This is a genomic window from Streptomyces sp. CA-210063 (genome assembly GCF_024612015.1).
In the GTDB taxonomy this organism is placed as follows: Bacteria; Actinomycetota; Actinomycetes; order Streptomycetales; family Streptomycetaceae; genus Streptomyces.
In genome coordinates this window covers 10,801,000-10,827,519 of the sequence record NZ_CP102512.1, presented here as the reverse complement: position 1 = coordinate 10,827,519, position 26,520 = coordinate 10,801,000, and the positions used below count along the sequence as shown (strand labels likewise).

At 69.5% G+C, this 26,520-nt stretch carries 22 protein-coding genes and 4 pseudogenes; 16 read left to right on the top strand and 10 right to left on the bottom strand.

Features of this window, described 5'->3' with window-relative positions; all coding sequences use genetic code 11:
• The first annotated feature begins 63 nt into the window (after nucleotides 1-63).
• On the top strand, nucleotides 64-582 hold the full coding sequence (locus JIX56_RS47405; RefSeq protein ID WP_257550652.1) for a winged helix-turn-helix transcriptional regulator: 519 nt from the start codon (nucleotides 64-66) through the stop codon (nucleotides 580-582).
• A gap of 121 nt (nucleotides 583-703) precedes the next feature.
• Complete coding sequence (locus JIX56_RS47400) at nucleotides 704-1,258, top strand: transposase (RefSeq protein WP_443032012.1); 555 nt, start codon at nucleotides 704-706, stop codon at nucleotides 1,256-1,258.
• A 150-nt stretch (nucleotides 1,259-1,408) separates the two neighbouring features.
• Here JIX56_RS47400 and JIX56_RS48300 read toward each other — a convergent pair whose 3' ends face one another.
• Nucleotides 1,409-1,792 (bottom strand): IS3 family transposase, encoded by a 384-nt coding sequence (locus JIX56_RS48300; RefSeq protein ID WP_443032011.1) that lies wholly within the window; start codon nucleotides 1,790-1,792, stop codon nucleotides 1,409-1,411.
• Here JIX56_RS48300 and JIX56_RS47390 point away from each other — a divergent pair.
• Both JIX56_RS47390 and JIX56_RS47385 read left to right on the top strand, forming a co-directional pair.
• Nucleotides 1,724-2,194: a transposase gene (locus JIX56_RS47390; protein ID WP_443032010.1), complete on the top strand. Its 471-nt coding sequence runs from the start codon at nucleotides 1,724-1,726 to the stop codon at nucleotides 2,192-2,194. The genes JIX56_RS48300 and JIX56_RS47390 overlap by 69 nt on opposite strands.
• A gap of 233 nt (nucleotides 2,195-2,427) precedes the next feature.
• Nucleotides 2,428-2,802, top strand: coding sequence for a hypothetical protein (locus tag JIX56_RS47385; RefSeq protein WP_257550650.1), 375 nt, complete (start codon nucleotides 2,428-2,430; stop codon nucleotides 2,800-2,802).
• A gap of 516 nt (nucleotides 2,803-3,318) precedes the next feature.
• On the opposite strand, the gene JIX56_RS47380 is transcribed toward JIX56_RS47385, so the two are convergent.
• A complete protein-coding gene (locus JIX56_RS47380) occupies nucleotides 3,319-4,023 on the bottom strand; it encodes an alpha/beta hydrolase family protein (RefSeq protein ID WP_257550648.1) in 705 nt (234 codons plus the stop codon).
• A gap of 339 nt (nucleotides 4,024-4,362) precedes the next feature.
• Entirely contained in the window at nucleotides 4,363-4,713 is a 351-nt protein-coding gene (locus JIX56_RS47375) for a winged helix-turn-helix transcriptional regulator (RefSeq protein WP_257550646.1), read from the bottom strand.
• Nucleotides 4,714-4,800: 87 nt separating this feature from the next.
• Between JIX56_RS47375 and JIX56_RS47370 the strand changes: the two genes are divergently transcribed.
• A complete protein-coding gene (locus JIX56_RS47370; protein WP_257550645.1) occupies nucleotides 4,801-5,268 on the top strand; it encodes an ester cyclase in 468 nt (155 codons plus the stop codon).
• A 331-nt stretch (nucleotides 5,269-5,599) separates the two neighbouring features.
• Here the strand turns inward: JIX56_RS47370 and JIX56_RS47365 are convergent, their stop codons facing one another.
• Nucleotides 5,600-6,697, bottom strand: a complete 1,098-nt coding sequence (locus JIX56_RS47365; RefSeq protein ID WP_257550643.1) for an NmrA family NAD(P)-binding protein — start codon at nucleotides 6,695-6,697, stop codon at nucleotides 5,600-5,602.
• A gap of 665 nt (nucleotides 6,698-7,362) precedes the next feature.
• Here JIX56_RS47365 and JIX56_RS47360 point away from each other — a divergent pair.
• Entirely contained in the window at nucleotides 7,363-8,241 is an 879-nt protein-coding gene (locus JIX56_RS47360; protein ID WP_257550641.1) for an alpha/beta fold hydrolase, read from the top strand.
• Nucleotides 8,242-9,031: 790 nt separating this feature from the next.
• Here the strand turns inward: JIX56_RS47360 and JIX56_RS47355 are convergent.
• The gene (locus JIX56_RS47355) at nucleotides 9,032-9,502 is read right to left on the bottom strand and encodes an Lrp/AsnC family transcriptional regulator (protein WP_257550639.1); all 471 of its coding nucleotides are present in this window, start codon (nucleotides 9,500-9,502) and stop codon (nucleotides 9,032-9,034) included.
• Between the two features lie 185 nt (nucleotides 9,503-9,687).
• Here JIX56_RS47355 and JIX56_RS47350 point away from each other — a divergent pair, with 185 nt between their 5' ends.
• The 3 genes from JIX56_RS47350 (at nucleotide 9,688) to JIX56_RS47340 (ending at nucleotide 12,756) form a co-directional block, all read left to right on the top strand.
• A complete protein-coding gene (locus JIX56_RS47350; RefSeq protein ID WP_257550637.1) occupies nucleotides 9,688-10,995 on the top strand; it encodes a pyridoxal phosphate-dependent decarboxylase family protein in 1,308 nt (435 codons plus the stop codon).
• A 247-nt stretch (nucleotides 10,996-11,242) separates the two neighbouring features.
• Nucleotides 11,243-12,169: a hypothetical protein gene (locus tag JIX56_RS47345; RefSeq protein WP_257550635.1), complete on the top strand. Its 927-nt coding sequence runs from the start codon at nucleotides 11,243-11,245 to the stop codon at nucleotides 12,167-12,169.
• Between the two features lie 113 nt (nucleotides 12,170-12,282).
• Complete coding sequence (locus tag JIX56_RS47340; RefSeq protein ID WP_257550634.1) at nucleotides 12,283-12,756, top strand: hypothetical protein; 474 nt, start codon at nucleotides 12,283-12,285, stop codon at nucleotides 12,754-12,756.
• Nucleotides 12,757-12,921: 165 nt separating this feature from the next.
• On the opposite strand, the pseudogene JIX56_RS47335 reads toward JIX56_RS47340, so the two are convergent.
• Nucleotides 12,922-13,360 (bottom strand): annotated as a pseudogene (locus JIX56_RS47335) (pyridoxamine 5'-phosphate oxidase family protein).
• A gap of 48 nt (nucleotides 13,361-13,408) precedes the next feature.
• Nucleotides 13,409-13,918: pseudogene (locus tag JIX56_RS47330) on the bottom strand (MFS transporter); the annotation flags it as partial.
• Nucleotides 13,919-13,920: 2 nt separating this feature from the next.
• Here JIX56_RS47330 and JIX56_RS47325 point away from each other — a divergent pair.
• Nucleotides 13,921-15,396: pseudogene (locus JIX56_RS47325) on the top strand (IS200/IS605 family accessory protein TnpB-related protein); the annotation flags it as partial.
• A 20-nt stretch (nucleotides 15,397-15,416) separates the two neighbouring features.
• On the opposite strand, the gene JIX56_RS47320 reads toward JIX56_RS47325, so the two are convergent.
• Nucleotides 15,417-16,463 carry a WD40 repeat domain-containing protein gene (locus JIX56_RS47320; protein WP_257550632.1) on the bottom strand — a complete coding sequence of 349 codons (1,047 nt, stop codon included), beginning with the start codon at nucleotides 16,461-16,463 and terminating at the stop codon, nucleotides 15,417-15,419.
• A 328-nt stretch (nucleotides 16,464-16,791) separates the two neighbouring features.
• On the opposite strand from JIX56_RS47320, the gene JIX56_RS47315 reads away from it, so the two are divergent.
• The 6 genes and pseudogenes from JIX56_RS47315 to JIX56_RS47295 all read left to right on the top strand — a co-directional run bounded on the left by JIX56_RS47315 (nucleotide 16,792) and on the right by JIX56_RS47295 (nucleotide 24,074).
• Nucleotides 16,792-19,638 carry a helix-turn-helix transcriptional regulator gene (locus JIX56_RS47315; RefSeq protein ID WP_257550630.1) on the top strand — a complete coding sequence of 949 codons (2,847 nt, stop codon included), beginning with the start codon at nucleotides 16,792-16,794 and terminating at the stop codon, nucleotides 19,636-19,638.
• 60 nt (nucleotides 19,639-19,698) lie between these two features.
• Nucleotides 19,699-20,013 (top strand): annotated as a pseudogene (locus JIX56_RS48295) (helix-turn-helix domain-containing protein); the annotation flags it as partial.
• Between the two features lie 239 nt (nucleotides 20,014-20,252).
• Nucleotides 20,253-21,182, top strand: coding sequence for an ABC transporter ATP-binding protein (locus JIX56_RS47310; protein ID WP_257550628.1), 930 nt, complete (start codon nucleotides 20,253-20,255; stop codon nucleotides 21,180-21,182).
• On the top strand, nucleotides 21,182-22,015 hold the full coding sequence (locus JIX56_RS47305) for an ABC transporter permease (RefSeq protein ID WP_257550626.1): 834 nt from the start codon (nucleotides 21,182-21,184) through the stop codon (nucleotides 22,013-22,015). The genes JIX56_RS47310 and JIX56_RS47305 overlap by 1 nt, the downstream gene beginning before the upstream one ends.
• Before the next feature lie 26 nt (nucleotides 22,016-22,041).
• Nucleotides 22,042-23,409: a sensor histidine kinase gene (locus JIX56_RS47300; protein ID WP_257550624.1), complete on the top strand. Its 1,368-nt coding sequence runs from the start codon at nucleotides 22,042-22,044 to the stop codon at nucleotides 23,407-23,409.
• Nucleotides 23,406-24,074 (top strand): response regulator, encoded by a 669-nt coding sequence (locus JIX56_RS47295; protein WP_257550622.1) that lies wholly within the window; start codon nucleotides 23,406-23,408, stop codon nucleotides 24,072-24,074. Before JIX56_RS47300 ends, JIX56_RS47295 begins: the two co-directional genes overlap by 4 nt.
• Here JIX56_RS47295 and JIX56_RS48290 read toward each other — a convergent pair.
• Both JIX56_RS48290 and JIX56_RS47290 read right to left on the bottom strand, forming a co-directional pair.
• Nucleotides 24,058-24,315, bottom strand: a complete 258-nt coding sequence (locus tag JIX56_RS48290; protein ID WP_443032097.1) for a transposase — start codon at nucleotides 24,313-24,315, stop codon at nucleotides 24,058-24,060. The two genes, JIX56_RS47295 and JIX56_RS48290, sit on opposite strands and share 17 nt — an antisense overlap.
• A gap of 27 nt (nucleotides 24,316-24,342) precedes the next feature.
• Nucleotides 24,343-26,475, bottom strand: a complete 2,133-nt coding sequence (locus tag JIX56_RS47290; RefSeq protein WP_257550620.1) for a glycoside hydrolase family 127 protein — start codon at nucleotides 26,473-26,475, stop codon at nucleotides 24,343-24,345.
• Nucleotides 26,476-26,520: the final 45 nt, after the last annotated feature.

The following is a 26,520-nucleotide window of genomic DNA, read 5'->3' as shown; positions in this document are numbered from 1 at the left end:
ATAGCATCTCGTTCGATCTCTGCGATGATGGGGACGGAACGAGTGCACGAGGAGGACGTTGGTATGAGCGGCTGGTCGGAGATCACGAGCACGGAGTGCCCCATCGCGCGTTCGAGCGCGGTGATCGGGGACCGCTGGACGCTGGTGATCATGCGGGAGCTGACAATGGGCAACCGCCGCTTCGACACTCTGCAGATCCAGACCTTGACGTCGCCGCAGATGCTGACCAATCGCCTCAAGCGGCTGGAGGCCGACGGCATGATCGAACGCCGTGCCTACAGCGTGAAACCCCGCCGCTACGAGTACCACCTCACCGCCAAGGGCGAAGCCTTCGCCTCGGTGCTGCTCGCCCTGCGGGCATGGGGCGAGACATGGTGCAAGGAGCCCGGGGAAGAGATTGCCGTCCATCACATCCACAAGACATGCGGTCGCGAGGTGGGCCTGAGCGGCACCGTGTGTGAAGGGTGCGGCGAGCCCTTCACCATGAACGAAGTGATAGGTGAACTCAGCGCGGCCTTCGCACAGGAACGCGAGGACAGGAGCACAGCCGCCAGGCGGGATGCCGAGGCCCGCCGAACCTAACCAGCGTGTTTCACTTGCTACCGTGTCCGGATCTTGAGCGGAAACACGAAAGTGCCTTCTGAGCTGCGGATGATGAGGCTTGCTAGGGCTTCTGTCACCACAGCAGGAAGGCACTTTCTGCGTGCTCACTACCGGGTCGCGTCCCAAGCTCGTCGTCTCGGCCGACGGTCGCGGAGTGGTCAGCCACGCCGGATCCCGCCTGCTGGCCGATCTCGCCGACGCCACGGGCCTGACCGGCTCCTTCGCCAACGCGCTGCACTGGTTGCGGCCGCGCGGCACCGGCCACGATCCCGGCCGGGTCGCGGTCGACCTGGCGGTGATGCTCGCCGACTGCGGCGAGGCCATAGCCGACCTGGCCCTCCTGCGCGACCAACGCGAGGTATTCGGTCCGGTCGCCTCCACCCCCACCGCGTGGCGCGTCCTGGCCGACATCGACACCACCACACTCGCGGCACTGCGCACGGCCCGCGCCGCCGCCCGGGAGACCGCCTGGCTGCAGGCCGCCGAGACCCGGCGCGGGCTACCGAGCTCCCGCGCGGGCGGACGCGACCTGCCTGGCCTGGTCCTGGACCTCGACGCCACCCTCGTCACCTGCCACTCCGAGAAGGAACGGGCAGCCGCCACCTACAAACACGGCTTCGGCTTCCATCCGCTGCTGTTGTCGGCGTACGACTGAACGTGCTCAACCCCGTACAGGTGAACGTGCTCAGTTGATGATGCGCTGACCACGGGTTCTCGTCAGTCCGCAATGGACGGTCGACAGCGTCAGACGGCCGAGCACTTCTCATGCCACCTTGAGGTTCCCCCGCTGTGCGGGAGTGGCTGACTAGAAGGTCAGGGCGGGTTGACGTGGTTTCAGGTTCACTGGTTCGGCCGCTGCCTGGTCGGCGTAGTGCTTCTCTTCGAACTCGATGGGACTGCGGTAGCCGAGCCGCTTCTGGATGCGGCGGGGGTTGTAGAAGCCGTCGATGTACTCGAAGAGCGCGAGATTCGCCTCGGCCCTGGTCACGAAGACGCGGCCGCGGATGCACTCGGTCTTGATCAGCATCCACAGGTTCTCCGCCAGGGCATTGTCGAAGGAGTCGCCGACCGAGCCCATGGACGCCTGAAGGCCGGATATCCCGACGGCACCCGCATCATCGTGCGACGTGAGCGCCCGCATCCCGGCGCCCAGCTCTCCCTGTTCGACCTCGACGAGGGCATGCGCCACCAAGTCTTCCTCACCGACACTCCCCTCGCGGGCGGCCGCGGATCCATCCAGCGCCTCGAGGTCCGCCACCGCGCGCACGCCCGCGTCGAGGACCGCATCCGCTGCGGCAAAGCCACCGGCTTCGACCGCTTCCCCTCCCGCCTCTTCCAGGTCAACGCTGCCTGGCTGGAGCTGTCCCTGACCGCAATCGACCTGCTCGCCTGGACCCGCACCCTGCTGCTGGACGGCGAACTGGCCACCGCCGAGCCGAAGAAGCTCCGCTACCGACTGCTGCACGCCGCCGCCCGCATCACCCGCGGCGGCCGCCGCCTCCACCTGCGGATCGCCGCCACCTGGCCATGGAGACATGAGCTGGCGAACGCTTTCGCCTGCCTCGCGGCCCTGCCGAGACCAGCAACCTGACATCGGCGCTGCCTCTGCCCACCCACAACCCGAGGAAACCGGAGCACCCGACCCGAGCGCCGGGTCCCAGGCATACCCGCCCGCCGACAGCCACGGCCCATCCACAGTCAGCCCAGCTCGGCCGAACCAACTGAAACGGGGAGGCCAACTTCACTTCCCAGGCCCGCGCTGCCGGACTGAGCGCCGCACAGGCCCGCGCCCTGCAGCAGGAAGTTGACTCCTACCTGGCCAAGGTGGGCGGAACCCAGGTTTCCGCGAACCAGATCGACCTGCACGGAGCTGCCACGATCTCGATCCCCGTGCCGGGCGAGGCACGCCCCCGCTCGTTCACGGCCACCGCCGACCTCTGCACCGGCGGAGCTTGGTGGCTGTACATCTGCGCCTACTCGCGCCCCAACCTTGAGGGGGCTCAGATCGCGATGACGGACTGCGGGGTGAAGACATTCATCCCGTGGTCCACCGTGGGCTCGTGGGACAACAACCAGACTCCGGGCACACGGGCGAGGTTCTACTATGTGGACGGCAGTTCCGCTCTCAGAGGCGCCGCACCTGCCACGAAGATGACCGGTGAGAACTGGGCGAACGTGCGCCACATCAAGGCGTGTTGATTGACGAGCTCGCTCGGATGAATAGCCGGTCGGCATGGCTCACATCGTGCCTGCCGCGCACGCCGAGGGCCTTCACGGCACGTGGCGCCGGTCAACGCTGGTGGGTCGAAGAGAGCGATGGCCGGCCCAGGATCCTGGGATCCCGGCGGGAGATTGACAGCCTCCGCCAGCCACCGGCTGACACACCCGGCCCGCCGGGGTCACAGAGAGCGTAAGCGGGATCGTCCTCACGGCCATTGGAGCGTGCGGGAAGGCCGCTGTGTGGCCCTTGGGCGTCAACACGGACGAGGAGGAGCTCCCGCTCTCCTGAGTGCCTGCCGAAGAAGCGCCTTGCGAGCATGAGGGGTCACGAGTCTGCTCGTGCCGAGCGGTGGCGGGGCGTTCAGTTCGGCGGTACTCGGCCTGTCGGCGCTGTCGCGAGGGTGAGCGGGGCACATCCCCGGCGCGCGGGGTTCGGCCGTGTGCTCGTGCCCTGCCTGGAGGCCGCCGACCGCTGGCTCACAGGGGCGCGAACGCTCACCCCTGGCCGTGGCTCAGCCCATGGGCGATATCGGCGATGACGGCGGGGTCGACATGCTGCGGAGTTCCGTATTCGGCGGGGGTGGATGGTCCTGCGCCGGAGAAGAACAGGTGATTGTCGGCGTCATTGACACGGATATCGGCTTCCGGGCGGCCGGCCAGGCCCGTCCGCCATCGCACCAGGTCGTTGGCGACGGTGACCTGGTAGTCGCGTCCCCCTTGGAGGATGAGCACCGGCTTGCTGAGTCCGGCCGCGATCGCAACCGGGTCGTAGTCACGCAGTTCGAGCCAGTACGGCGCGGACAAGCCGAACGGCAGATCCGCTGCGAAGGTCGAAGGCGTGAGCTCCGCACTGTCGACCAGGCAGGCCTGCCGCTGGAAGGTCTCGATGACCGCGGGTGGGACCTGGTCGGGAAGCACGGTGGCGAGGTAACTGACGACGCGGACAGCGGCGTGGTGCATCGGCTGCGTGTCACCGGCCATGATCACCAGGCCTGCCACCGTGGGTGCGGCGACGGCGGGGGCGATCTTGCCGCCCATGCTGTGGCCGAGGACGAAGACCCGCTCGGGGTCCACCGATCGGTGGCCACGGAGCAGGCCGACCGCGTCAACGGCATGCGGCACGTATTCCTGCGTCATCGTCAGGTCCGGCGCCGCGGCCGCCTCGGCGTGGGCGTATGTCGCCTTGTCGAAGCGCAGCACCGTCGCCCCGCGGCTGGCGAGCCCCCAGGCCAGGTCCTTGAGCGGTTTGTTCTGGCCCGCTGGTCTCGTCGCGGTCAAACGGCCCACCACCGGCGAGCAGCACCACGCCGGGACCGGGAGCCTGCCCGCAGGGGACGCTCACTGTGCCTGCCACCGCGAGTGGGCCGGTGCCGACGGTGACCTCGTACTGTGCCGCTGCGTCAGTACCTGTCTGCGGGCCCGGATTCTCCAAGCCGCGCCAGCCAGCCCTTTTCGGCCTGAGATGTCCTGTCAGGCACCGTTTCGGTCTCCCTGACCACTTCTCTTACGCTGAGCGCCCAGGCAGTCGGTGGGCGCTGGTTACCGATCTTCGATGGGGAACGCGCCAGTGCGGGGAAGGTCTTGTTCGGCCCAGGCGCCCATGGTGGCCAGCACGACCTCGAGTCGTGCGCCTGCCGGGGTGAGTTCGTACACCACGCGGGGCGGGATCTCCGGATAGGCCGTGCGGGTGACCAGCCCTAGGAGTACGAATCGTCGCAGCCGTGAGGACAGGGTCTTGGGGCTGATCCCCGGCAGCCCGGCGCGCAGCTCGGTGAAGCGTTTCGGGCCGGTCAGCAGCTCCCTCACGATCAGCGTCGCCCAGGGCCCGTCCAGCACGGTCAGGAACCGGGCGATCGGACATTCCGGCAAAGGGTGATCCAGCTCACTCATGCTCCCCCCATTAGTTCATTTGAGGGAACTGATTCCCTCAGGGAACTGTAGCCGGAGCAGCCCGCACCCCACACCATGGAGGACCTCATGACCGCGATCAGTACGGCCAACACCTCAAGCGAGATGGTGCGCTCGGCCACGAGCACCGCGTTGCGGGTCGCCGCGCGCAACCTTGAGCTGTACGACACCGGCGACGTCGCCGGGGCGGACGAGGTGTTCGCCCCGGATGTGATCGACCACAACCCCGCTGGTGACGCCGCCTCGGGCATCGACGGCATGCGAGCGCTGATCGCCGCGGTCCGCGACGGCTTCACCGGCACGCAGCACCGGATCCTGTTCCAGCAGGAGCTTCCCGGCGGCTGGGTGGTCCTGCACTGGCGGATGACCGGGACCCACACCGGAGACGCCTTCGGGTTCGCCGCCAGCGGCAACCCGGTCGACATCACCGGCACCGACATCGTCCGCGTGGCCGACGGCAAGATCACCGAGATCTACCACGTCGAAGAACTGCTCAAGCTCACCCAACAGATCGGCACCGGCACACAGTCGGCGTGAAGACCGAGGCCTTCTCGGACAGCGCCCGTTCCCGAGCCCCGATCGGCAACCGCCGCCTCGACGCGGCGCACTCGTTCCAGGGGCCAGTCTCCGGGAAAGGCATGTCGGCGGCCATGAGTGGGTGGGGCCGGCCATCGGCACCGCTGGAGCCTCCGTCCTTACCGGGGATGAACGCAGCCTGCCGCGGCGCGTTCGGCCTGCGCCGACACGGGCGTCGCCGTCGGGACGAACCGCCGCGGAGCCGTACGCTCCCCGGCAGCAACTCCCGGCGAAGATCGCGGACACGCAACTCATCGCTCAGCTTCTACCGAGCCGCCATACCGCTCACCGTTCACAACTTGCCCGTCCTCATATCCGCACTGCTCTTGAGGATCGCAGAGTCGAGACTCCAGTTCTCCGGTTGGACCCTCTCCCAGAGACTGCCTTTACCGAGTTCCCTTCCCACCTGGTCCTCCCGGCGGAACCACTCCTCAGCACTTCTGATCCTGTTGGGGTGGATTTCGTCGAGTAGAGCGTAATCCCTGGTGATGATTCCGTGCTTCCATGTATTCCAGAAGCCCGTGAAATTATCCCGGAAGCTCATGGTGCTTTTATCGTCGGGATCGGCGTTGTAACCGGCAGGCTGATCAGCAATGCCCTTCACGTCCGGCGCGTTCCAGTATGCGTCCAGATCAGTGTCGATGTACTGCGCCGGATGCCCGGTGACCTTCTCGAACGCCGCAGCCATGTCGGCATAGGTCATGTGCTCGATGGCGACTTCGAGGTCCATGCCATTCGCGCGCTCCGGATGGTCGAAGAGCCAGCGAACGTAGAAGCCGCAGTCTTCAAGAGCCACGTGAGGAACAGCTCCCTCGCCGAGAGGGACTCGCCACGTGACGACACCGTCCTCAACGGTGGGCGTCATGGGCGTGAGCGGTGAGATCACCATCTCAATGTAGGGACCCGACGTGAAGACCGCTGCACCCATCCGGTCCCTGTTCTTTTCATTTTGAAACAACACCCATTCGGCCATGCGGCCTTTACCGTCATAATGGCCGGTGCGGAACCTCGAGTCGTAGCCGGACTTCTTGAGGGTGTAGTCAAGATTTCCGTAAACGAAGAACTTGATTCCTTCTTCAATCGCTATCTCGTAACTGCGGATCGCCCAGTAGGTCTCCGTTTTCTCACCGGTGTTGAACCCATCGATGTTGATGAATACCCCGTCACAGCCGCGGAACCCTTCCCGCAGCACGTCCTCATCGGCGAACGACCCTTCAAGGAGGGAGACGTTGCCGAGTGCGACGAGCGCTTGGGCTCGGGGGGAACTGGAATCGCGGGTGAGAACCCGGACGGAGTATTTCTTGTCGGCGACAAGAGAGCGGACGATGGGCATCCCTTGAGCCCCTGTACCGCCGATCACGAAGATACTGGAGGTGGCGTGAGAAGACATGGAACACGACTCCGGAGGTTGAGTACGTACGCGATCAGTACGCGATGGACGCGGTGCGTTCGAGACTGATCTCTAAATCAGCCCGGCGATCGAGACTCCCGGGAAACCGATCGGTTTCGAGCAGGGTACACCGATCGGTTTCCGAGTGGCAAGCGTCTCGGGCGGTGACACCTCGACGACCTCACGATCCTGGGCACGGAGGCGCCCATCACGGTCGGCCGGGACAGACGCAGGTCGCAGGCGGCCTGGACAGATACAGGTCGCAGGCGGCCTGGATGACCGGAAGCCCGGCACCCCCTCACCGGCGCCCGGCCGTCGCCCGCAACCCGGCAAACGCGCGTCGGCCAGCACCGGACTCTTCGCAACGGGTTGAACCCGCGCGGCCGACGGGCCACTTCGGCCATAGGTGGCCGGGCCATCCCCAGCAACCCTTGAGCGCAAACTCGGCGACCGCTGCGCGGATGACACTTTCACGCCTCTCCTGTGCGCTACCCCTGTTGCCGGGGACGGCAACTCAGCCTTGCGCACGGAAACCGACCGGTTTACGATGACGGAAACCGGTCGGTTTCTCAATGAGTCCATGGGCTGGTGCGTGGTCACCCCCTCCGAGCGGTCCCTATCCGAATCACCTGTCGCAGCAGTTCACACAAAGGGAAACTGACGAGATGCCCAGCCCAGAGCCACGTCCCACGATTCACATTCCGGGGACCACCAGCCACACCATCGCCCCGCGCACAGGCCACCGCAGCGACGAGGGAACCCTGCGCTACCTCAAAGCGGGCACCGGCACTCCCGTGGTCCTGCTGCACACCGTGCGCACCCAGGCCGAGCACTTCCGCTCCCTCATCCCCCTGATCTCGGACCAGTACACCGTGTACGCCCTCGACCTACCGGGGATGGGCTACTCCGAGATCGTGCCCGGCGCGTCGTACGACGAGCCGGCCATGCGCGCGGGCGTCAAGCGGCTCCTCACCGAACTCGACCTCCACGATGTGACCCTGGTCGGGGAGTCCATGGGGGCGGTGCTCGCCCTGACCACCGCGGCCGATCTGCCGGAGCGGGTGCGGCGCGTCGTCGCGGTGAACACGTACGACTTCCCTGGCGGGATCACCCGGTCCAGTCTCCTCGCCCGTGTGGTGGTCACCGGTGTCCTCACTCCGGGGGTGGGCCCGGTGATCGCCGGGGTGGAACCCAAGGCCGCTCTTCGCAGGATCCTTCAGGGCGGGCTGGGCGACAAGGCCGCTTTGCGGGCGGACTACGTCGACGAGCTCCTCCAGGTGGGCAGTCGCCCCGGCTACCCGACCGTCGCCAGGGCCGTGTACCAGAGCCTGCCCAGTCTCATCGCCGCCCGCTCGCGCTACCCCGAGGTCAAGGCACCCGTCCACCTCGTCTACGGGGAGAACGACTGGTCCCGGCCCTCGGACCGGCAGGCCGATCAGGAACTGCTGCCTGCCGCCGATTTCACACAGGTGCCGGGAGCGGGCCACTTCATCGCGCTGGAACGGCCTGGCATCCTCGCCGATCTGTTGAACGCGGTGGCGTGACCGCCGCCCGACGTCCCGGCACCCAGATTCTCCACGTCAACTTCGGCACCGCCCAGGGACAGACCTGGGCGGTGTTCGCCAGCCACTGGCCCTCCCGCAGCGGCGGCCGGCTGGAGTCGGCGGCCTACCGGGCCGTGGCCGGGGGGGGGAACACTCGCCTGCTTCCACGAACGCGCCCTCGAAGTGCATGGATGGGACGCCCCGGTACTCGTCATGGGCGACTTCAACGACGCACCCTTCGCCCCCTCACCGACGCAGCACGTCCTGAGCAGCCGGCAGCGCAAGAAAGTCCGCAACTCCACCGCCGCGCGCCGACTGTTCGACTTGATGCGGCCGCTGCTGGGCACCGACGACCAGCCTGGCCCTCACCCCCGCCCGTCCGGCACCTTCTCCTTCGAAAACCAGGCCAACGTCCTGGACCAGTTCCGGGTCAACGAGAACATGCTCGCCACCAGCGCCCCACTGCGCGCCGAACCCGGCTCGGTCCCCATCGTCACCGGTCCGCCGGCCATGGTCGGCACCGGACGGGTACCGCGCACCCGTCCTCTTCGGCGGCATGGGTCAAGGAGGCCAACGAGGGCGGCTGCTGCGGCCACTGTCCCATCGCCGTGCACGTCCGCACAGCCGACTGAGTCCGAGCCAGTGCCCCAAATTCACCTGCGGACGCTTCGAGGAGGCCCTGAGCGTCACGCTCGACTCGGTGTTGTTCCGCTCATGCGGACAGGATTTGTCACCGTCGGCACGTCGCGTCTCAGCCGCTGTCCCGAGTTGGGGGCCACCGCGTGCGAGGTCAGGGGCTGGCGTGTCGCTCCAGCAAGGATCGGAGACTGAACGGCTGTACCTCGAGCAGGACGATGGTGGTGTTGGAACGGACCACGCCAGGCGCTTCGAGCAGCAGACCCGTAATGCGGTGCAGGTCCTTGGTGTCCTGGGCGACAACACGGGCGAGGAGGTCACCGTCGCCGGTGGTGACGAGCAGCTCGACCACCTCGGGGATACGCAGGATCGCCTCACGGGTGGGCTGCCCCACGCGCTGGCTGATCGACAACGTGATCAAGGCCAGCAGCGGATAGCCGAGAGCTGCGGGGTCCACACGCCGGCTGGGCTCCCTCAACAGGCCGCTTTCTTCAAGTCGCTTCAGACGAGCCTGCACGGTGTTGCGGGCCAGACCGAGTCGGTCGGCCAGAGCAATCGTCGTGGCCCGCGGATCCGCGTCGAGAGCCAGGAGGATTCGGGCGTCGAAGGCGTCGGCGTTTCGCATGTTGCCCAGCATCGCACATCAGACGCAGGCCGAATTGAGCATTCTGCTCATGATTTTCTCCGAATATTGCGCAGTTCGATACGTCTCTCTAGGTTCACGCCATGCAAAAAGCGCAATGCGAAAGCACCTCGGCGAATAGGGCCTCTCGTGTCGGACGCCGGGTGTGGGGTGACGAGGACGAGGTCGTGGCGACCGCCATGGACTACGCGTGGCGGCGCATCATGCAGGCTCCTGATCCGGTGACAAGCGCCCGCTCCGCCAGGGACCTCGCTGTCGCGGCCGGTGCGGCCATCACCCCCCGGGGAATCGGCAGCGTCGCAGTCCTCAAACTGTTCGACCAGGTCCTGGCCCCCGCCACCCGTGCCCAGAACGGGCCGACGAACCTCGCGTACATCCCCGCAGCGCCTACTCGTGCCGCACTCGCCTTCGAGGCGGTCACCGGAGCGGCGAACATCTTCGCGGGAACCTGGGAAGCCGGAGCCGGAGCCATCCACGCCGAGAACGAGGCGTTGACCTGGCTCACCCAGCTCCTCGGATGGCCACCCGCCGCAGCAGGATGCTTCGTCAGCGGTGGCACCATGGGCAATCTCTCCGCTCTCATCACGGCCCGCGCCGCTGCCGACGCCTCGCGGGGCCGGCCGGCGGACGGCTGGAAAATCGTGTGCGCCGACAGCGCCCACTCCTCGATCACATCCGCCGCACGCGCGATGGATGCGGAGATCATCACCGCTCCGGTGGACCAGCGGGGGCACCTCACCGGATCCGCCGTAAACGCGATACTGGAGTCCGCCACCGGCGTCTTCGCCGTGGTCGCAACGGCCGGGACCACGAATGCCGGCCTGGTCGACAATCTCGACGACATCGCCGACGCGTGCGAACGCCACGACGTGTGGCTGCACGTCGACGGCGCCTACGGCGGAGCAGGCCTGGCGGCGCCCAGCGTGCGGCATCTTTACACCGGCATCGAACGCGCCGACAGCTTCATCGTCGATCCCCACAAATGGCTCTTCGCGCCCTACGACTGCTGCGCACTGCTCTACCGGGATCCGACCTCGGCGCGCGCCGCGCACAGTCAGTCGGCGCACTATCTCGACACCATCGACCGCGATGCACACAATCCGGCGGACCTGGCCCTCCACCTCAGCCGCCGCGCCCGCGGCCTGCCGTTCTGGTTCAGCCTGGCCGTCCATGGAACCGACCGGTACGCGCAGGCCGTGGAACGGACACTGGCCACCAGCCGGCTGGTCACCGATGCCATACGCGCCAGTGACCATCTACGCCTGACGATCGATCCCGAGTTGTCCGTCGTTCTCTTCGAACGGCCGGGGTGGAGCCCGCAGGACTACGCGTCATGGTCCGCCCGGGCTGCCGAAACGGGCACCATCCTGTGCGTGCCGACACTATGGAACGGCGCAACGGTTCTGCGCATGGCCTTCGTCAACCCGGACACCCATGCCGACGACGTCATCCACACGCTCCACACACTCCGCTAGCCGGTAATCCCGAGCCACTCTCTCGCGATCCGCATGGGCTCGGATGACGTATCACGCTCAGGGGCAGGCCGAAGCAGCTCCCACGCACTGGTCGGGGCTGTCCAATGCCACTGCCGCAACTCCGCGGCCGGCGAACATACGTAGCCGATTGCGTAGTTCTACTGATCTTTTCAGCGTCCGCTTAGGGAAGGGTCTTGATCGAGGGTGAACCGTGCGCGACGGGTAGAGCCAATGAGCACAGGTCGGGATGATGACGTTGCTGGAGTCTGCAGGAGACCGGGTACGGTGGCTGGCCCGCGCCGTCGCCCCGACGGGACGTAACCGGCCGGCTCGGTATGCCGCCGCTCCGGTCACCGCCTTGCTGGCGGCCGTCGCGCTGCTGACGGCCGGCTGCTCGGGCAACGGAGACGGCACCGACGCATCGGCCGCCACGCCCTCCGTGACCGGCACTGCCACCGCTGCCCCGACCACCGCTTCGGCCACGCCCTCCCCGCTTTACCCGACCAACGCCAAGGGCTGCCACCCCAACGGGGGGTGGACGACGGAACAGGTGGTGAGCTGGGTGCGAATAGGGGCCGATGTCCCCGCCGCAGGCGTCGACACCTCCAAGGACCCGGTCACGATCGACGAGAGCGTGGAGGGCTACTCCGGCCCGCTGTGCGAAACGGTCACCGTTCAGGTGGAGTTCTGGAAGCTCACCTACGGCTCGGCGGGCGCCGGAGAGTACACGACCAGCGCCACGGGGGCCCCGCCGGACTACTACTTCGACATGGACTCCGTGAAGCGGACCGAGCTGCGCGTCGACGGTCGTAAGGAGCACCTCGTGAAAACGCCGGAGAGGCTCTACGCCGGCGACCGCAGCGTCTGCGCGGGGGCCCTGGTCGCGGTGTACGTCGGCAGGCCCCTCAAGAGCAAGGAACTGCCCGAGCACATCAGCACCGAGTCCGGGGGCCTCAACATCTCCGGCGGGGACGTGAAATTCAGGACCGAGCGGGTGGCCGAGTACGAGCTGTCGCCTCCAGCGGCGCCGCACGTCTGCAGCCCCGAGGGCAAGCCCACCGCCGACCCGTACGACGTACCCGACACCACGGGTGTGCCCGACCCGCTGTACCCGACGCCGACGTTCAGCTTCGACGTGAACGACGTCCTGCGCTCCCCGAGTTACGGAGATTGAGCATGTGAGGACCCGGCGACCGACGGGGCCGTGGGTTCACGGAATAGCTGGCGGGGGAAGGACTGACCGATTGTCGGGACGGTCCGACAGATATCTGATATAGGGAGGCTGCTATGGGTAAGCGGGAATTGGGGCCGTATCCAGGTCTGAGATATGCGCACATGGTGTCCAAGGACATCCACAGCAGCCATGTCGTCCGCCAGTTTGCTCTCTATCCGATCGACATCGAGCGGCCGGAGAAGGGCCGACGGGTGGAGGCGCTGGAATGCGGGAGCTGCCAGAAACCGCTGAAGTTCAAGGTGCTCAGTGTCGCGGCGACCAGGAGCCGCCGGTGGGCGTGGCTGGTGCTGGGCCTGGCCGGGGTAGCGGCGGCGCTCGGGTTCGGGGTGGCGATCTTCGAGGTAGGCGGGCAAGTGGCCGAGGAGGGGGCCCCCAACCCGGTGGGCCCGCTGGCGCTGGGCTTCCTCGCCGGGTTCCTCACCGGGACCTTCGGCCTGAGCTACTGGCGGTACGAGGACGGGGTGCGCGGACCCGGCTCGCCGCTGATGTCGTTCGGTGGGCACACTCTCCGGTGGCCGCCCAGCTAGCGCGACCCCCTGGCGAGATGCCTGATCTGCGAACCAGTCACCACCGCAGGACCAAGCGCTCGTTAAGCTTAGATCATACAGTCATGAACGCCTCAAAGCCAAGCTGACCTGCAGCGATGCCCTCGAAGATCAACTTATCTAGGAAGCGTACGCACTGAGTAGTCCTCAGTCCTGGGCGGGGATGTCCAGGGCGGTCCCGTACAGGCGGGACCCGGATCAGGATCGTCACGCGCCGGTCGGGCAGCGGCTGCTCGCCGGGGGCCGCCCCGTCGGCCGGGTCCACTATCTCCGCCTCGCCCTCCGCCACGGCGAACGACCAGACGTCCGGGCCGCTGACGTGCAGTGAGGTGTGCGGGTCGCGGCGCAGCTGGCGGACCTTGAGGCGGTCGGCGGTGGAGGAGACGCGCAGTACGCGCTCCTCGGCGTTCCAGTCGTAGAGGACGGTCGACAGGTGCGGGTGGCCCGTGCTCCTGACGCTCGCGAGCACGCCGAACTGCTGCTGTCGCAGCAGCTGGGAGAGCTCCTGGTCGGTGAGCACCCGGGGGGCCGGGCCGTCGTTCCTGGTGGTGCCGGTGGTGGTCTCGGTGGCGGTGTTCTCGCTCATGGGGATCAGCCTTTCGGTGGTCGGGGTGTGGGTGGGTGAAAGGGCGGTTCAGGCGGCGGCGTGGGCGGGAGCCGGTGTGTCGGCGGCCGGCTCCTGGGCGGCCTGCCGCTCGGGGCGGCGCAGCATCGTGAAGGCGACGGCGAAGGCGATGACCAGGAGACCCGCGCCCACCGCGAAGGCGAGCCGGTAGCCGCCGGTCAGTGCCTCGGCCGCCGTCCGGCCCTCCGCCGCGAGGCTCTCAGTACGGGAGGCGGCCAGGGTGGACAGGACCGCGACACCCAGCGCCATTCCGATCTGCTGGGTGGTGTTGAACAGGCCGGACGCGAGACCGGCGTCCTCCTCGTTCGCGCCGGACATACCGAGTGTGGTCAGTGCCGGCAGCGCGAGGCCGAAGCCCGCGGCGAGCAGCATGACCGGGAGGAGGTCGACGGCGTAACTGGCCTGCACGGGGACGCGGGCGAGGAGGGCGAGGACGCCGATGAGGAGCACGACGCCCGCCAGCAGGACGTTGCGCTCACCGAAGCGGGCGTTGAGACGGGCGGAGATTCCCAGGGAGAGGGGCGCGTTGCCGGGACGGTCTGGAGCATTCCGCTGATGCGTGGGCGGTGCGTAAGCGTGAGCTGACGCCGTTGTCGTCGTCACGCTGGGCGGGCAGTATCACCAAGGCGTCGCACGACCAGTGGGCGCTGGCCCGCCGTAGCCAGTGGGCGTACATCCAGGGCCTGGAAGCGGGCATTACCACCATCACGCACCGTCTGTCCCTGCCCGTCGGGCAGAAAGGCTCCAAGCAGGCGCCGGGTGGTTACCGGTCCCGGCGGGAGTGGCATGCCAAGGCGCGTCGCCTGCACGTGCTGCAAGACCGCCTGGATGCCGAGCGGGCCGACCGGGAAGCGGGCGTCGTGCGTGTGGTGCGTGGCGGCAAACGTCTGGCCCGCACCCGGCACCATCTGGAGGCCGCCGGGCTCACCGGGGCCGGGTGGCGTCGGCGGTGGGAGGCCGAGCGCTGGTTCCTCGCCGCCGACGGTGAGTCCGGCAAGCGCTACGGCAACGAGACGATCCGCGTCAGCCCTGCAGACGAGGTGAGTATCAAGCTGCCCGCTCCGCTCGCGTATCTGGCGAACGCCCCGCACGGGCGGTACGTCCTCGCGGGCCGGGTCGCGTTCGCGCATCGGGGCGCCGAGTGGGCTGACCGTGTCGCGGCCAACCGGGCGGTCGCCTACCGCATCCACCTGGACGTCGACCGGGACCGCTGGTACCTGACCGCCTCGTGGCAGGTCCCGCCCACCCCCACCCTCCCGCTGGCCGCCGTTCTCGCCCAGGGGGTGATCGGTGTCGACATGAACGCCGACCACCTCGCCGCATGGCGCCTGGACACGCACGGCAACCCGGTCGGCGACCCGCGCCGCTTCTTCTACGACCTGTCCGGAACCGCCCAGCACCGCGACGCCCGGATCCGCCACGCCCTGACCCGCCTGCTGCACTGGGCCAGGTCGTGCGGGGTGAAGGCGATCGCGGTGGAGGACCTGGACTTCACCGCCGAGAAGACCCGCGAGAAACACGGCCGCCACAAACGCTGTCGGCAGCTCATCTCCGGCATGCCCACCGCCCGCCTGCGCGCCCGGCTCACCTCCATGGCCGACCACACTGGCATCGCGGTCATCGCGGTGGACCCGGCCTACACCAGCCGCTGGGGCGCCCAGCACTGGCAGAAGCCCCTCACCCGCACCACCCGCACCACCACTCGCCACGGCGCGGCCGCCGCGGCGATCGGAAGACGCGCCCAGGGACACCCGATCCGGCGACGGACGGCACCGCCCCCACACGACCAGAGTGATCGTGCGGGGCATCGGACCGCCCAGGCCCGACCAGGCATCCCCGGGCGTGAGGGAACCCGCCCCCGCATCCCCGGACCACGCACCAGATGCGTGCCGCCCGGACGCGGAGCGAACGCGGGCAACCAGAACACCCAGCACCGTTCGGCGTGTTCGGCTGAGCATGAATCCTGGCAACAGGACTCACACCCGCTCAGTCCTTAGGAACGGTTACGGGTGGGCGATCAGGACGCTCTTCTCTCCGGAGGAGGCGAACCGATCTGCTTCGCCACGTCCCACACGCGTACTCCGTCGTCGTACCCCGCGGTGAGGATCAGCGGTGGGCCCTGCGCAGGCCGGACCTGGCAGGCGGCGCGTACCCAGCCGTGGCCGCTGACGAAGCCGGCGAGGTCCATGCCCAGGTCGCCGGCGCGCTCGCCGGTGAACGGGTCCCAGACAGCGGTGCCCGGCCCGTCCCCGCCGGCGACGAGGAGCGTGCGGTCCCCCGCCTCCGCCTGGCACAGGGCGTACACGGGCCCGACGCCGGCCGTGAACGCCCGTTCCTCCCGCGGTGCCTCCACGTCCCACAGTCGGACGACCCCGTCCCAGCCGGAGGTGGCGAGCAGGGCGCGGTCACCGTCGGACACCTCGCACAGGGTCCACACGGCGCGGTTGTGCGCGGTCAGCTCCAGTGCCGCATGCCCGGACTCGGCGTGCCACAGGGTCACTGTGCCGTTGCCGTGCCCAGCCGCGAGCAGCGTTCGCCCGCCCGTCCGCACCTGACACAGGGCGAAGGTCCACCCCCTCCGGGGGCCGGTGTCGATCGTGCGCACCAGCCGGCCGTCGCGCGGGTCCCAGATGCGTATCGCGCCGTCCCGGCCCGCCGAGGCCAGCAGGTCGCGCCCCGAGACCCGCACCGTGCACAGTCCGTACACCCAGCCGCGGTGACCGGTGAGGGAGGCCACCAGCGCGCCTCGGTTCTCCAGATCCCAGAGCCGGACGACCCCGTCCCGGCCGCCGGACGCCAGCAGGGGCCTGCCGTCGACGTCGACCTCGCACAGCGTACGGATCCAGGTGCGCGAGTCCGTGAGGACCGCCGTGTCCTCGCGCGTGGCCGGGTCCGCGAGGCGGATCACCTTGCGGTGCCCGGAGTACGCCACGAGTCTTTGGCCGCCGACCGTGACCTCGCAGGCCGCCTCGAACGACGGCCGGAACCGGTACCGGCCGTCCGACCGCCGGACCACCCATACGACGATCAGGACGATCCCCGCCACTACGCCGGCGATCAACATCCGCCCTCCCCGAGATCCCCGGAGCCTTCCCGTTGCGGCAACGGCCGCGGCCCCTACGGGTCTTGATTCTTCCCCGGGCGTCGGGCCGGGACGATCGTGTTGTTACGTAGATCAGTTACGTAGTTTCCGCATCGGTTCGGCCCACCCGTCCCACCCGGACGAGGGTTGCCCGTCCCGCGCTGATCGACGCCCACCCGCTCGGGCCGGCGGCTCGCCGTCGACGCGTAGCCGTCGACGCGGTGTGAGATCGAGGACACGAAGCCACAGGTTGTCAGTGGCGTACGACAGGATGTGCGGGGGCACCAACTGTCGCGGGGGGCGTGAGGGTATGACGACGGAACGGACACCGCTGGTCGGCAGAGAGGCGGAACTCGCGCGGCTCGACCGGCTGCTGGCGGAACTGGTGGGGGACGTGCCCGGCCGCCCGGCGGTGCTGGACGTCGGCGGTGAGGCGGGCATCGGCAAGAGCCGGCTGGTCCACGAGCTGTGCCTGGCCGCGACGCGGCGCGGGGCGGCGGTGCTGCGCGGCCGGGCGACGGAGTACGAACGTCACATCCCGTTCCAGCCGTTCACCGACGCCTTCTCCGACCTCGCCCCGGAGGCCGTCGAATCCTTCCCGGAGGCTGCCGAGGTCGCCCCGGTGCTGAGCGGCGCTCCCCGCAGCACGGACCGCTTCCACCTGCACCGGGCCACCGCCGCCCTGTTGACCCACGCCGCGGCGTCTGGGCTGGTCGTGGTCCTGGACGACATGCACTGGGCGGACGCCGCGTCGCTGGAGCTCCTCGACCATCTCGTACGGCACCCCGTGCGCGCCCGCGTCCTGCTGGTCCTCGCCCGCCGCGACCGGCAGAGCCCCGCGCCGCTTGCCGCGACCCTCACCCGCGGCATGGAGACCGGCACGGTACGGCGGACGGTCCTCGGCCCGCTCGCCGAGCGGGACTGCGTCGAACTGCTCACCCCTGACCTGGCCCGCGACCAGGCCGTACGCCTCTTCACAGCGAGCGAGGGCAACCCGCTGTACCTGCTGACCCTGCTCCAGGCGCACCGCGAGGGCGCGTCGGTGAGCCGACTGTCCACGACCGGCCTCGGGGCGCTGCTGCTCGACGAGCTGACCCCGCTGACGCCGTCGCAGGGCCGGCTCGTCCAAGTGGTGGCAGCTCTGGGCGACCACGCCACGCCCGCGCTGCTCGGCCCGGTGACCGGCCACGAGCCGGGGCAACTGGCCGACGATCTCGCCGTACTGACCCGGCGCGACCTGCTGCGCACCGGCACGCACGGGCGGATCGCGCTGCGTCACCCCGTGCTGCGCAGCCTCGTCCGCGACGGCACCGCCCCCTGGCAGCGCACGGAGATCCACCGGCTCGTCGGCGCCGAACTCGCCCGTACCGGCGCCCCGTTGGCCGGGCGGGCGCACCACGCCGAGCAGTCGCTGTCCGGCTGGGACCCGCGGGCGGCGGCGGTGCTGGACGAGGCCGCCGAGCAGGCCGCGCAGACGGCGCCCGCGAGCAGCGCGCACTGGCTTGAGGTGGTGCTGCGGCATCTTCCGCATACGCCGGAACACGCGGCCAGACGGCGCGAGTTGATGCTGCGGCGGGCCCGGGCGCTGGGCGTCGGCGGCCGGCTCCGGGAGAGCCGGGACCTGTTGCACCAGGTGATCGCCCTGCCCGACCCGGGCGACGGGACGGGGTCGCGGGCGTCTGCTGTCGTGCTGTGCGCCGTCATGGAGCGCCATCTGGGACGTTACTCGGAGGCGGTCGCCCTGCTCCGCCGCGAGTTGCACCGCACTGATCCCGCGCCGTCGCTCGCCGACCAGGTGGCGCTGGGCCTGGAGCTGGGCTCCTCGGCCCCGCACGACACCTCGTACCCGGCGGTGCGCTCCGAGGTGGCACACACCCTGGAGGTGGCTCGCTCCCTCGGGGACGAGACGGGGGTGGCGGGTGCGCTGAGTGTTGCGGCGCTTGGGGAGGCGTACGAGGGGGAAACGGCCGCTGCGGACGACTTCACCCGCCGGGCGGCGGCCCTCGTGGACTCGCTGCCGGACGGCGATCTGGCCGGCCTGTGCGAGCCGCTGGTACGGCTGGCCTGGGCGGAGGCGTTCCTGGAGCGCTTCGCCGACGCCGAGCGGCACGCCGATCGCGGCCTGGCCATTGCCCGCCGCACCGGCCAGATCTACCTCCTGCCCCACCTTCTCCTGTGCAAGACACACGTGCGCACCCAGACCTGCCGGCTCGCGTCGGCGGTGGAACTGTCCGAGGAGGCCGAGGACATCGCCCGCGGCATCGGCAGTGACGAACTGCTCGCCTTCGTCCTCGCCACCAGGGCCCACGCCCTGGTCGACGCCTGCCCACCCGGCGATCCGCGGCCACTGGCCACCGCCGAGGAGGCGGTGGCCGCGGCGGGTCTGAGCGTCAACTGGTGGGCGTCCATCGCTTGGTGTGTACTCGGCTACGCGGCGCTCACTGCCGGCGACCCGGCTCGTGCCCGGGAGGCGGTCCTGCGTGCCGGCGGCCCCGGCCTGCGGCGGATGCAGCCCTCCATGCGTCCGCTGTTCATGGAGGTCCTGGTGACCGCCGCCGTCACCATGGGTGACCTGGACGCGGCGAAGGACTGGGCCGAGCGGGCCCGCGAGGAGGCCGAGCGGCTCGATCTGCCTGTGCAGCGCGCCTCTGCCATGCGCAGCGCCGCGCAGATACGCCTCGGTCTCGGTGACGACAAGGCGGCGGCGGACCTGTTCGTGGCGGCGGCCGACGAGAGCGCCCGCAGCGGAGGGGTGTTCTGGGAGGCGTTCTCCCTGCTCTTCGGCGCCTCCCTGTCGGCGGCGGACCCGGACGGCTCGCGGCGCGGGCAGGCGGCCTGGCACCGGGGGCGGCGGCTCGCCGTGGCCGGGGGCTGCGGGATGCTGACCGGTCTTGCCGAGGCGGTTGGCCCGGCGGTGGCCGCCGCCGCTGACGGGCCCGAGCGCCGCCTCGCCGAACTGACCGCCCGCGAACGGGAGATCGCCGACCTCGTCGCCGACGGCCTCACCAGCCCGGCGATCGCCGAACGACTCTGCCTGAGCCGCCGCACGGTCGAGACCCACATCTCCCGGGTCTACCGCAAGACGGGAGTCTCATCGCGGGCAGCTCTGGCGGGCCTGATGGCGGGGCGCACGCCGAGGCCTTCCTTGAGTGGATGAGCCACGCACGGTTCGAGCCGCGGATACCGGCGGTCCTGTGCATCAGCCACAAGTCACAACCGCGGTCACGAGCGCCTGGTGGCCCCTGGCACAGGAGCCAAAGCCAAGCTCACCCCAGCCGACCGGGTCCTGGTCACCGTGCTCCACCTGCGCAGACTCGCGACCATGGACCTCCTCGGCGAACTCTTCGGCGTCACCGCCCCGACTATCAGCCGCGCGAAACAGGAGGTCCGCCCACTCCTGGAAGCACACGGCCACCACATCAACCCTTCAACCGCCCGCCTTCGCACACCAGCCGGCGTTGCGACGTACCTCGCTCCCGACTCCACCCAGACCAAGGTCAAAAAGACGAGTCAAAGATCTGCATGCCCATAGCGGCTCGGTGACACCCCGCCAGGCGTCAAGAAAGCACTCCGCCCCCAGCCTCGACAGGGCCAACAAGCAGGTGAATTAGCACCATATCGCCACAGATGGCGACACCCGAGTGGTACCGCGGTACCACTCGGACGCCGAAGTGTCTCCCGTGGTCCCAGGCCCGCGACCGACCACCCCCTTAGCTTCGAAGCAGATGCCGCGGTACGTCCGTGGGCGAGTTCGAGGCAAAGGCCAGACGCATGATCGAAGCACGTGAGCTGACGAAGCGGTACGGGGACAAGACGGTCGTCGACCACCTGTCCTTCACCGTCAAACCGGGTGAGGTGACCGGCTTCCTCGGCCCCAACGGCGCAGGCAAGTCCACCACGATGCGCATGATCATCGGCCTGGACTTCCCCACCGGGGGTTCGGTCACTGTCAACGGACGCACCTACCTGAAGCACGCCGCACCGCTGCAGGAGATCGGCTCCCTGCTGGAGGCCAAGTCCGTCCACCCGGGACGTACCGCCGTCAACCACCTGATGGCGCTGGCGCACACCCACGGCATCGCGCGAAGCCGGGTGGAGGAGGTGATGGAGCTGGCCGGGCTGACCAGCGTGGCCGACAAGCGCGTGGGCGCCTTCTCGCTCGGCATGGGCCAGCGGCTCGGCATCGCCGCGGCCCTCCTCGGCGACCCGGCCATCGTCATGCTCGACGAACCGGTCAACGGTCTCGACCCCGAGGGCGTGCTGTGGGTGCGCAACCTGCTGCGCCGCCTGGCGGACGAGGGGCGGGCCGTGATGCTCTCCTCGCACCTGATGAGCGAGACCGCGCTGATCGCCGACCACCTGGTGATCATCGGACGCGGCCGGCTGCTCGCGGACACCACAGTGGACGACTTCACCCGCGCGGCCGGCGGCGGGGGCGTCAAGGTCTCCACCACCGAGGCCGGCAAGCTGCGTTCGCTGCTGGCCGGCCCGGACGTCACGATCAGCTCCTCCTCCGAAGAGGAATTGCTGGTCTCCGGACGCGACGCCCGTGAGATCGGGGCGATCGCCGCTCAGCACGGGGTGGCGCTGTACGAACTGACCCCGCAGTCCGTCTCCTTGGAGACCGCCTTCATGGAACTCACCAGCGACGCCGTCGAGTACCACAGTGCTCCCGTCGACGCCCCTCGAAAGGCCGCCTGATGACTGCCACCACCCTTTCCCCGGGCGCTGCTCGCACGACGGTGCACAAGGTGACCGGCCGCCGGGTGCTGCGCTCGGAGTGGGCCAAGTTCTGGTCGCTGCGCTCCAGCTGGATCACTCTGGCGGTCGCGCTGCTCCTGCTGATCGCCCTCGGGTCGATCGCCTCCGCCACTTACAGTCCCGACGCCGTCGCGAACCAAGGACCGCCGGGATCTGACCCCGGCGAGAGCGACGCGGTCAGTCTGGCCCTGCTCGGCGTGACCTTCGCGTCGCTGGCCGTGGGCGTACTCGGGGTGCTGATCTCGGCGGGCGAGTACAGCACCGGCATGATCCGGTCCACGCTCGCCGCGGTGCCGCGGCGGTTGCTGGTGCTGTGGTCGAAGAGCGCCGTGTTCGGGGTGGTCGCGTTCGTCTTCACCACGATCGGTGCGCTGGTGGCGTTCCAGCTGGGCACGCTGGGCCTGGACGGCGAGAAGATCGCGCTGTCCATGGGCGACGACGGTGTGCTGCGCAGCCTGGTGGGCGCCGGACTCTATCTCGGCCTGGTGGGTGTGTTCGGCGTGGCGCTGGGAGTGGTGCTGCGTTCCTCCGCCGGGGCCATCGCGGTCCTGGTCGGCGTCCTGCTCATCCTGCCCGGACTGGCCACGCTGCTGCCCAACTCGTGGGAGGACTCGGTCATCCCCTATCTTCCCAGCAACGCGGGGTCGGCCATCTACGCCCTGCACGAGTCGTCGAACTCCCTCTCCCCCGGGGCGGGACTCGCGGTCTTCGCCGGCTGGGTGGCGCTGGCACTCGCCGGGGCGGCCTACCGGCTGGCCCGGACCGACGCCTGACCAATACACCAAGGACAATCGGGCTCATGACTCCTCAAGGGGCGTCGGCCGCCGAGGACACCGCCCAGGGGACGCCGCTCCAGCCGCCCCCTGGACTCGACGCCGCCTGGACACACCCGTTCCTGGGCCATCTGCTGCGCGGGCAGAGCCGACAGCAGCGACTGGACCGCCGGCATCCGTGGCTCCACGACACGGCGGTCGTACTCGTCGTCGCGCTCCTCAGCCTGCCCGACCTGCTCTCCAGCGGCAGCGACAACGGACCCTTCGGGGAAACGAGCCAGCGCGGCGAGCTGCCTTCCGGCGTTCCCTTCCTCTTCACCGCCGCCCTCATCATTCCGCTGTGGTGGCGGCGCAGGGCTCCGGCCGCCACCTTCTTCGTGATCGCGCTGCTCAACCTCGCCCAGTGGTCACTGGGCCTGTGGCAACAGGCCGGCATCAGCGCGCTCGTCGCCCTGTACAGCCTGGCCCTGCATGGTTCCCTGCGGGCGCTGGGCTGGGCCGCCGCGCTGACGGTCGTCCACCTCACGCTGGCGATCGGCGTCCTGGTGGAGGTCGACCATCCACTGCTCGGCCTCTTCTTCATGCTGGGCACGGCGACGGCCGCCGTCGCCATCGGCCTGACGCTCCGCATCCGCCGGATGTACCTGGCCGCGCTGGAGGACCGTGCCGGGCGCCTGGAGATCGAGCGCGACCAACGCGTCCGGCTCACCGCCGCCGCCGAGCGCTCCCGGGTCGCACGCGAGATGCACGACATCGTCGGCCACAACCTCTCCGTCATGGTCAGTGTCGCCGACGGCGCCGCCACCCTCGCCACCAACCGGGGCGAACAGTCCGCCGAGGCCCTGCGCATCCTCGGCGACACCGGCCGCCAGGCCATGGGCGAACTGCGCCGCGTCCTGGGCGTCCTGCGCGAGGAGCAGGACGACGTACGCACACTCAGCCCGCAGCCGGGGATCCGCGACCTGGACCCCCTGCTGGCACGGGTCCGCTCAGCGGGGCCGACGGTGACCTACCGGAGCGTGGGCGATCTCGACACGCTGGGCAGCGGCGTCCAGCTCACCGTGTACCGCATCGTCCAGGAAGCCCTGACCAACACTCTCAAGCACGCCGGTGCGGGCACCGCCGCCGAGGTCACCGTGACCGCCGACGCCGGCATCGTGCGGGTACGGGTCACCGACACGGGAACACCGCCGGGGGCGCCCGTGCGGGCCGAGCCGGAACCGCGGCCCGGCGACACGGGACACGGCCTGGTCGGCATCCGCCAGCGGGCCGCCATGTACGGCGGAGACGTCACCATCGGCCCCCGCGCCACCGGCCACGGCTGGATCGTGGACATCGTGCTCGACATGCCGGCCGCACCCACCCCGTCGGCATCAGGAGAACACCTGCCATGACCACCGTACTGATCGCCGACGACCAGCCCCTGCAGCGCATGGGCTTCCGCATGCTCATCGAGGGCACCCCCGGCCTCACCCCGGTCGGCGAGGCCGAACACGGCGCCGAGGCCGTCCGCCTGTCCGCCGAACTACGGCCCGACGTCGTCCTCATGGACATCCGCATGCCCGGCATGGACGGCCTCGAAGCAACCCGCCGCATCACCGCCACCGGCGGCCGCACCCGCGTACTCATCGTGACCACCTTCGACCTCGACGAGTACGCCCACGACGGCCTGCGGGCCGGAGCCAGCGGCTTCCTGCTCAAGGACGCCCGACCCGAGGAACTCGTGGCCGGCATCCGGGCCGTCGCGAGCGGTGACGCCATCGTGGCCCCCAGCCTCACCAGGCGTCTGCTGGACGCCTACGCCCACCAGGTCCTCGCCCCCTCCGGCGCCCCCGCACCCACGGACCCCCGGCTGCGGACCCTCAGCGACCGCGAACGCGAGGTCCTGGTCGCCATCGGCCGGGGCTGGACCAACGCGGAGATCGCCGAACGGCTCCACCTCACCGAGTCCACAGTGAAGAAACACGTCGGACGAGTGCTGGCCAAGATCGGGGCACGCGACCGCATCCAGGCCGTGATCACGGCGTACGACGCCGGGCTGGTCAGAGCCGGGCAGTGACCGACCCGGCATCCCATGCCACTGCGGTTACACCAGACATCCCCCGCCGGGAATGCGCAGAATCTCGCGCTCTTTCCTCCAACTCGCTCCTGCGCAGGGCAGCGTTCTCCGCCTCCAGGGGCGTGGGCCGCTCTTCGGGTACCTCCGCCCGCCGGCCCCGGGGCCGACTTGTCCCGGCCGCCCGTACCCAGTTCCGCAACGTCTCCGGGTCGACCCCCAGATCAGCGGCAACCGACCTGATCGTCGCTCCCGGGCGCGGCCCGCTGTCTCAGGGCCTCAGGTTCGCGCCGACCGCGGCCGCGACGACGCGGTCCCGCTCGGCGCGGGTGAACAGTCCCTCGGACAGCCATCCGTCGGCAAGACTGCGCACCGCGCGTACGAAACGCCCGGAGGTCGTGAACGGGGCCTGCTGCCACAGCACGTCGAGGAAGGTCAGACCGTCGGCGCGGGCGCGGTTCGGTACGCCCGAGTCGGCCGTGCCGAACACGATGGCGGGCTCGGAGCGCCTGAAGTAGGCGTGGTAGCGGGTGTCGTCCGCGATGTGGAACGGGGCGAGGGTCAGTCCGTGCGTGGTGAAGTGCAGCGGGCGGCCCTCGGGGCGGATCACGTCGGCGAGATCACCGCGGAGCGTGAAGTCCTTGTAGAAGGAGAACGGGCGGAACCCCGATTCCGGGCTCCGGGCGACCAGCAGGACCGGTCCGTGGAACAGCGACTGGACGGTGGGATCGTCGAGGGCCCTTTCGATGCGCAGGCGGTAGGGAGCGGAGACCCCGACCCGGTCGCCGGGCCGCCAGCTTCTGCTCAGGGTGAGGTAGCTTCCCGGCACCGCATCAACTCTCTGCCGGACCCCGTTGACGGTGACGGTGAACCCTCCCGTGGCCCAGGACGGAACCCGGAGTTTCAGGTCGAGCCTGCCCCGGCCCTCCCGGAACGTCAGGGTGCGTACGCCCTCCGCCGGGTAGTCGCTCGTCTGCTCGACGACGAAGCCCCGCTCCGGCCACCGCAGCGTCGAGGCGAGGTAGAGGTTGACGTACAGGGTGTTGCCGTCGGCGGAGCGGAAGTAGACCGAGTCCTGGTACTTGGTGTGGTTCTCCATGCCGGTGCCGCCACAGCAGGTGCCGGTGTTGTCGTACTGGCGCACGACACCCGGGCCCATCCCCACGAAGTACGTGACCTCGGGACTGGTCGTGCTGGGGGTGTCCCGCCGGGAGGCGAGGATGTGGTTGGTCAGGCCCCGCTCGTAGTAGTCCATGTACGCGGGGTCCGGCTCGCGGAAGAACAGCTGCCGGCTCAGCTTGAGCATGTTGTACGTCGCGCAGGTCTCGGCGTTCTTGTCGTCCAGGGTCGCCGCGATGGCACCCCGGGCCCGGAACATCTCGCCCTGGCCCGTGCCGCCGAGGCTGTACATGCGGGGGCCGGCGACCATGCCCCAGAAGTTGCGGGCCGCCTCCGCGTACTGCTCCTGCCCGGTGTGGTCGAACAGCCTCAGGTAGCCGGTGAACTGGGGGATGTGCTGGTTGGCGTGTCGGCCGTCGAGGATGTCGCGGTCCTCGGCGCAGGCGTCCAGCAGCGCGGTGTTGTCGAAGCAGCGGGCGGCGGCGAGGTGCTCCGCCCGGCCGGTGAGGGCGTACAGGTCCGCCATCACCTCGTTCATCCCGCCGTACTCACCCGCGATGTAGATCGACCACATGCGCTCCAGCTGCGCCTTCGGCAGGCCGCCGAGGCGGCTGTGCACCCAGTCGCCCATCTTGGAGGCGATGGTGAGTGCCTGCGCGTTCCCGGCCAGGGTGTGCGCGTCGAGAAGACCGCGCATGATCTTGTGGCAGGTGTAGTACGGCGCCCAGATGGTCGGGTAAGTCGTGTAGCTCTCCAGCAGGATGAACTGTGTCTCCGGGTACGCCGCCAGGTAGCCCGGGTGGCTCGGCTTCGGCGAGCCGTGTTCCGCCAGCGCCTGCTGGCACTCGCCAAGGGCGGCGACCAGGTGGTCAAGCTTGGTCTTCAGCGCGGCCTCCCCCGTGCCGGCGTACGCCTGGGCGACGAGGGTGAGGAAGTGGCCACCGTAGTGGCCGCGCAGGTTGCCGTCGGAGGTCTCCCAGCCGCCCGGCGGCCGGGCGCCGCGGGTGTCGAGTCCGGCGTTGGCCCGGAAGACGGCCAGGACGCGGTCGGCCGGGTAGGACCTGGCGTAGTCGAGCATCAGGTCGCGCTTGCGGCGGAACACGCCGTCGCCGAGGGTCACCTGGGAGAGGGGGAAGGGAAGTACCGACCAGCTCGGCGGGGTGGGCGCGGCACCGGGCAGGCCCGGGACGGCATGCGCCGGGGTGGCCGCGTGCACGAGGGGTGCGGCGGCCGCCGTACCGGCGGCGATGCTCAGCACACGGCGCCGGGTGGGGGGTTGGGACATGCTCGGACTCCGATCGTCAGTCGTCGACGGGCATGGGCGGTGGGG

Coding starts and splice junctions, on each gene's coding strand:
- JIX56_RS47365 (WP_257550643.1), bottom strand. CDS start 6,697: ATGTCTTCTCACGCCACCTCCAGTATCTTCGTGATCGGCGGTACAGGG.
- JIX56_RS47340 (WP_257550634.1), top strand. CDS start 12,283: ATGGGTAAGCGGGAATTGGGGCCGTATCCAGGTCTGAGATATGCGCAC.
- JIX56_RS47300 (WP_257550624.1), top strand. CDS start 22,042: ATGACTCCTCAAGGGGCGTCGGCCGCCGAGGACACCGCCCAGGGGACG.
- JIX56_RS47345 (WP_257550635.1), top strand. CDS start 11,243: ATGATGACGTTGCTGGAGTCTGCAGGAGACCGGGTACGGTGGCTGGCC.
- JIX56_RS47320 (WP_257550632.1), bottom strand. CDS start 16,463: ATGTTGATCGCCGGCGTAGTGGCGGGGATCGTCCTGATCGTCGTATGG.
- JIX56_RS47355 (WP_257550639.1), bottom strand. CDS start 9,502: ATGCGAAACGCCGACGCCTTCGACGCCCGAATCCTCCTGGCTCTCGAC.
- JIX56_RS47360 (WP_257550641.1), top strand. CDS start 7,363: ATGCCCAGCCCAGAGCCACGTCCCACGATTCACATTCCGGGGACCACC.
- JIX56_RS47405 (WP_257550652.1), top strand. CDS start 64: ATGAGCGGCTGGTCGGAGATCACGAGCACGGAGTGCCCCATCGCGCGT.
- JIX56_RS47295 (WP_257550622.1), top strand. CDS start 23,406: ATGACCACCGTACTGATCGCCGACGACCAGCCCCTGCAGCGCATGGGC.
- JIX56_RS47370 (WP_257550645.1), top strand. CDS start 4,801: ATGACCGCGATCAGTACGGCCAACACCTCAAGCGAGATGGTGCGCTCG.
- JIX56_RS47305 (WP_257550626.1), top strand. CDS start 21,182: ATGACTGCCACCACCCTTTCCCCGGGCGCTGCTCGCACGACGGTGCAC.
- JIX56_RS47375 (WP_257550646.1), bottom strand. CDS start 4,713: ATGAGTGAGCTGGATCACCCTTTGCCGGAATGTCCGATCGCCCGGTTC.
- JIX56_RS47290 (WP_257550620.1), bottom strand. CDS start 26,475: ATGTCCCAACCCCCCACCCGGCGCCGTGTGCTGAGCATCGCCGCCGGT.
- JIX56_RS47310 (WP_257550628.1), top strand. CDS start 20,253: ATGATCGAAGCACGTGAGCTGACGAAGCGGTACGGGGACAAGACGGTC.
- JIX56_RS47315 (WP_257550630.1), top strand. CDS start 16,792: ATGACGACGGAACGGACACCGCTGGTCGGCAGAGAGGCGGAACTCGCG.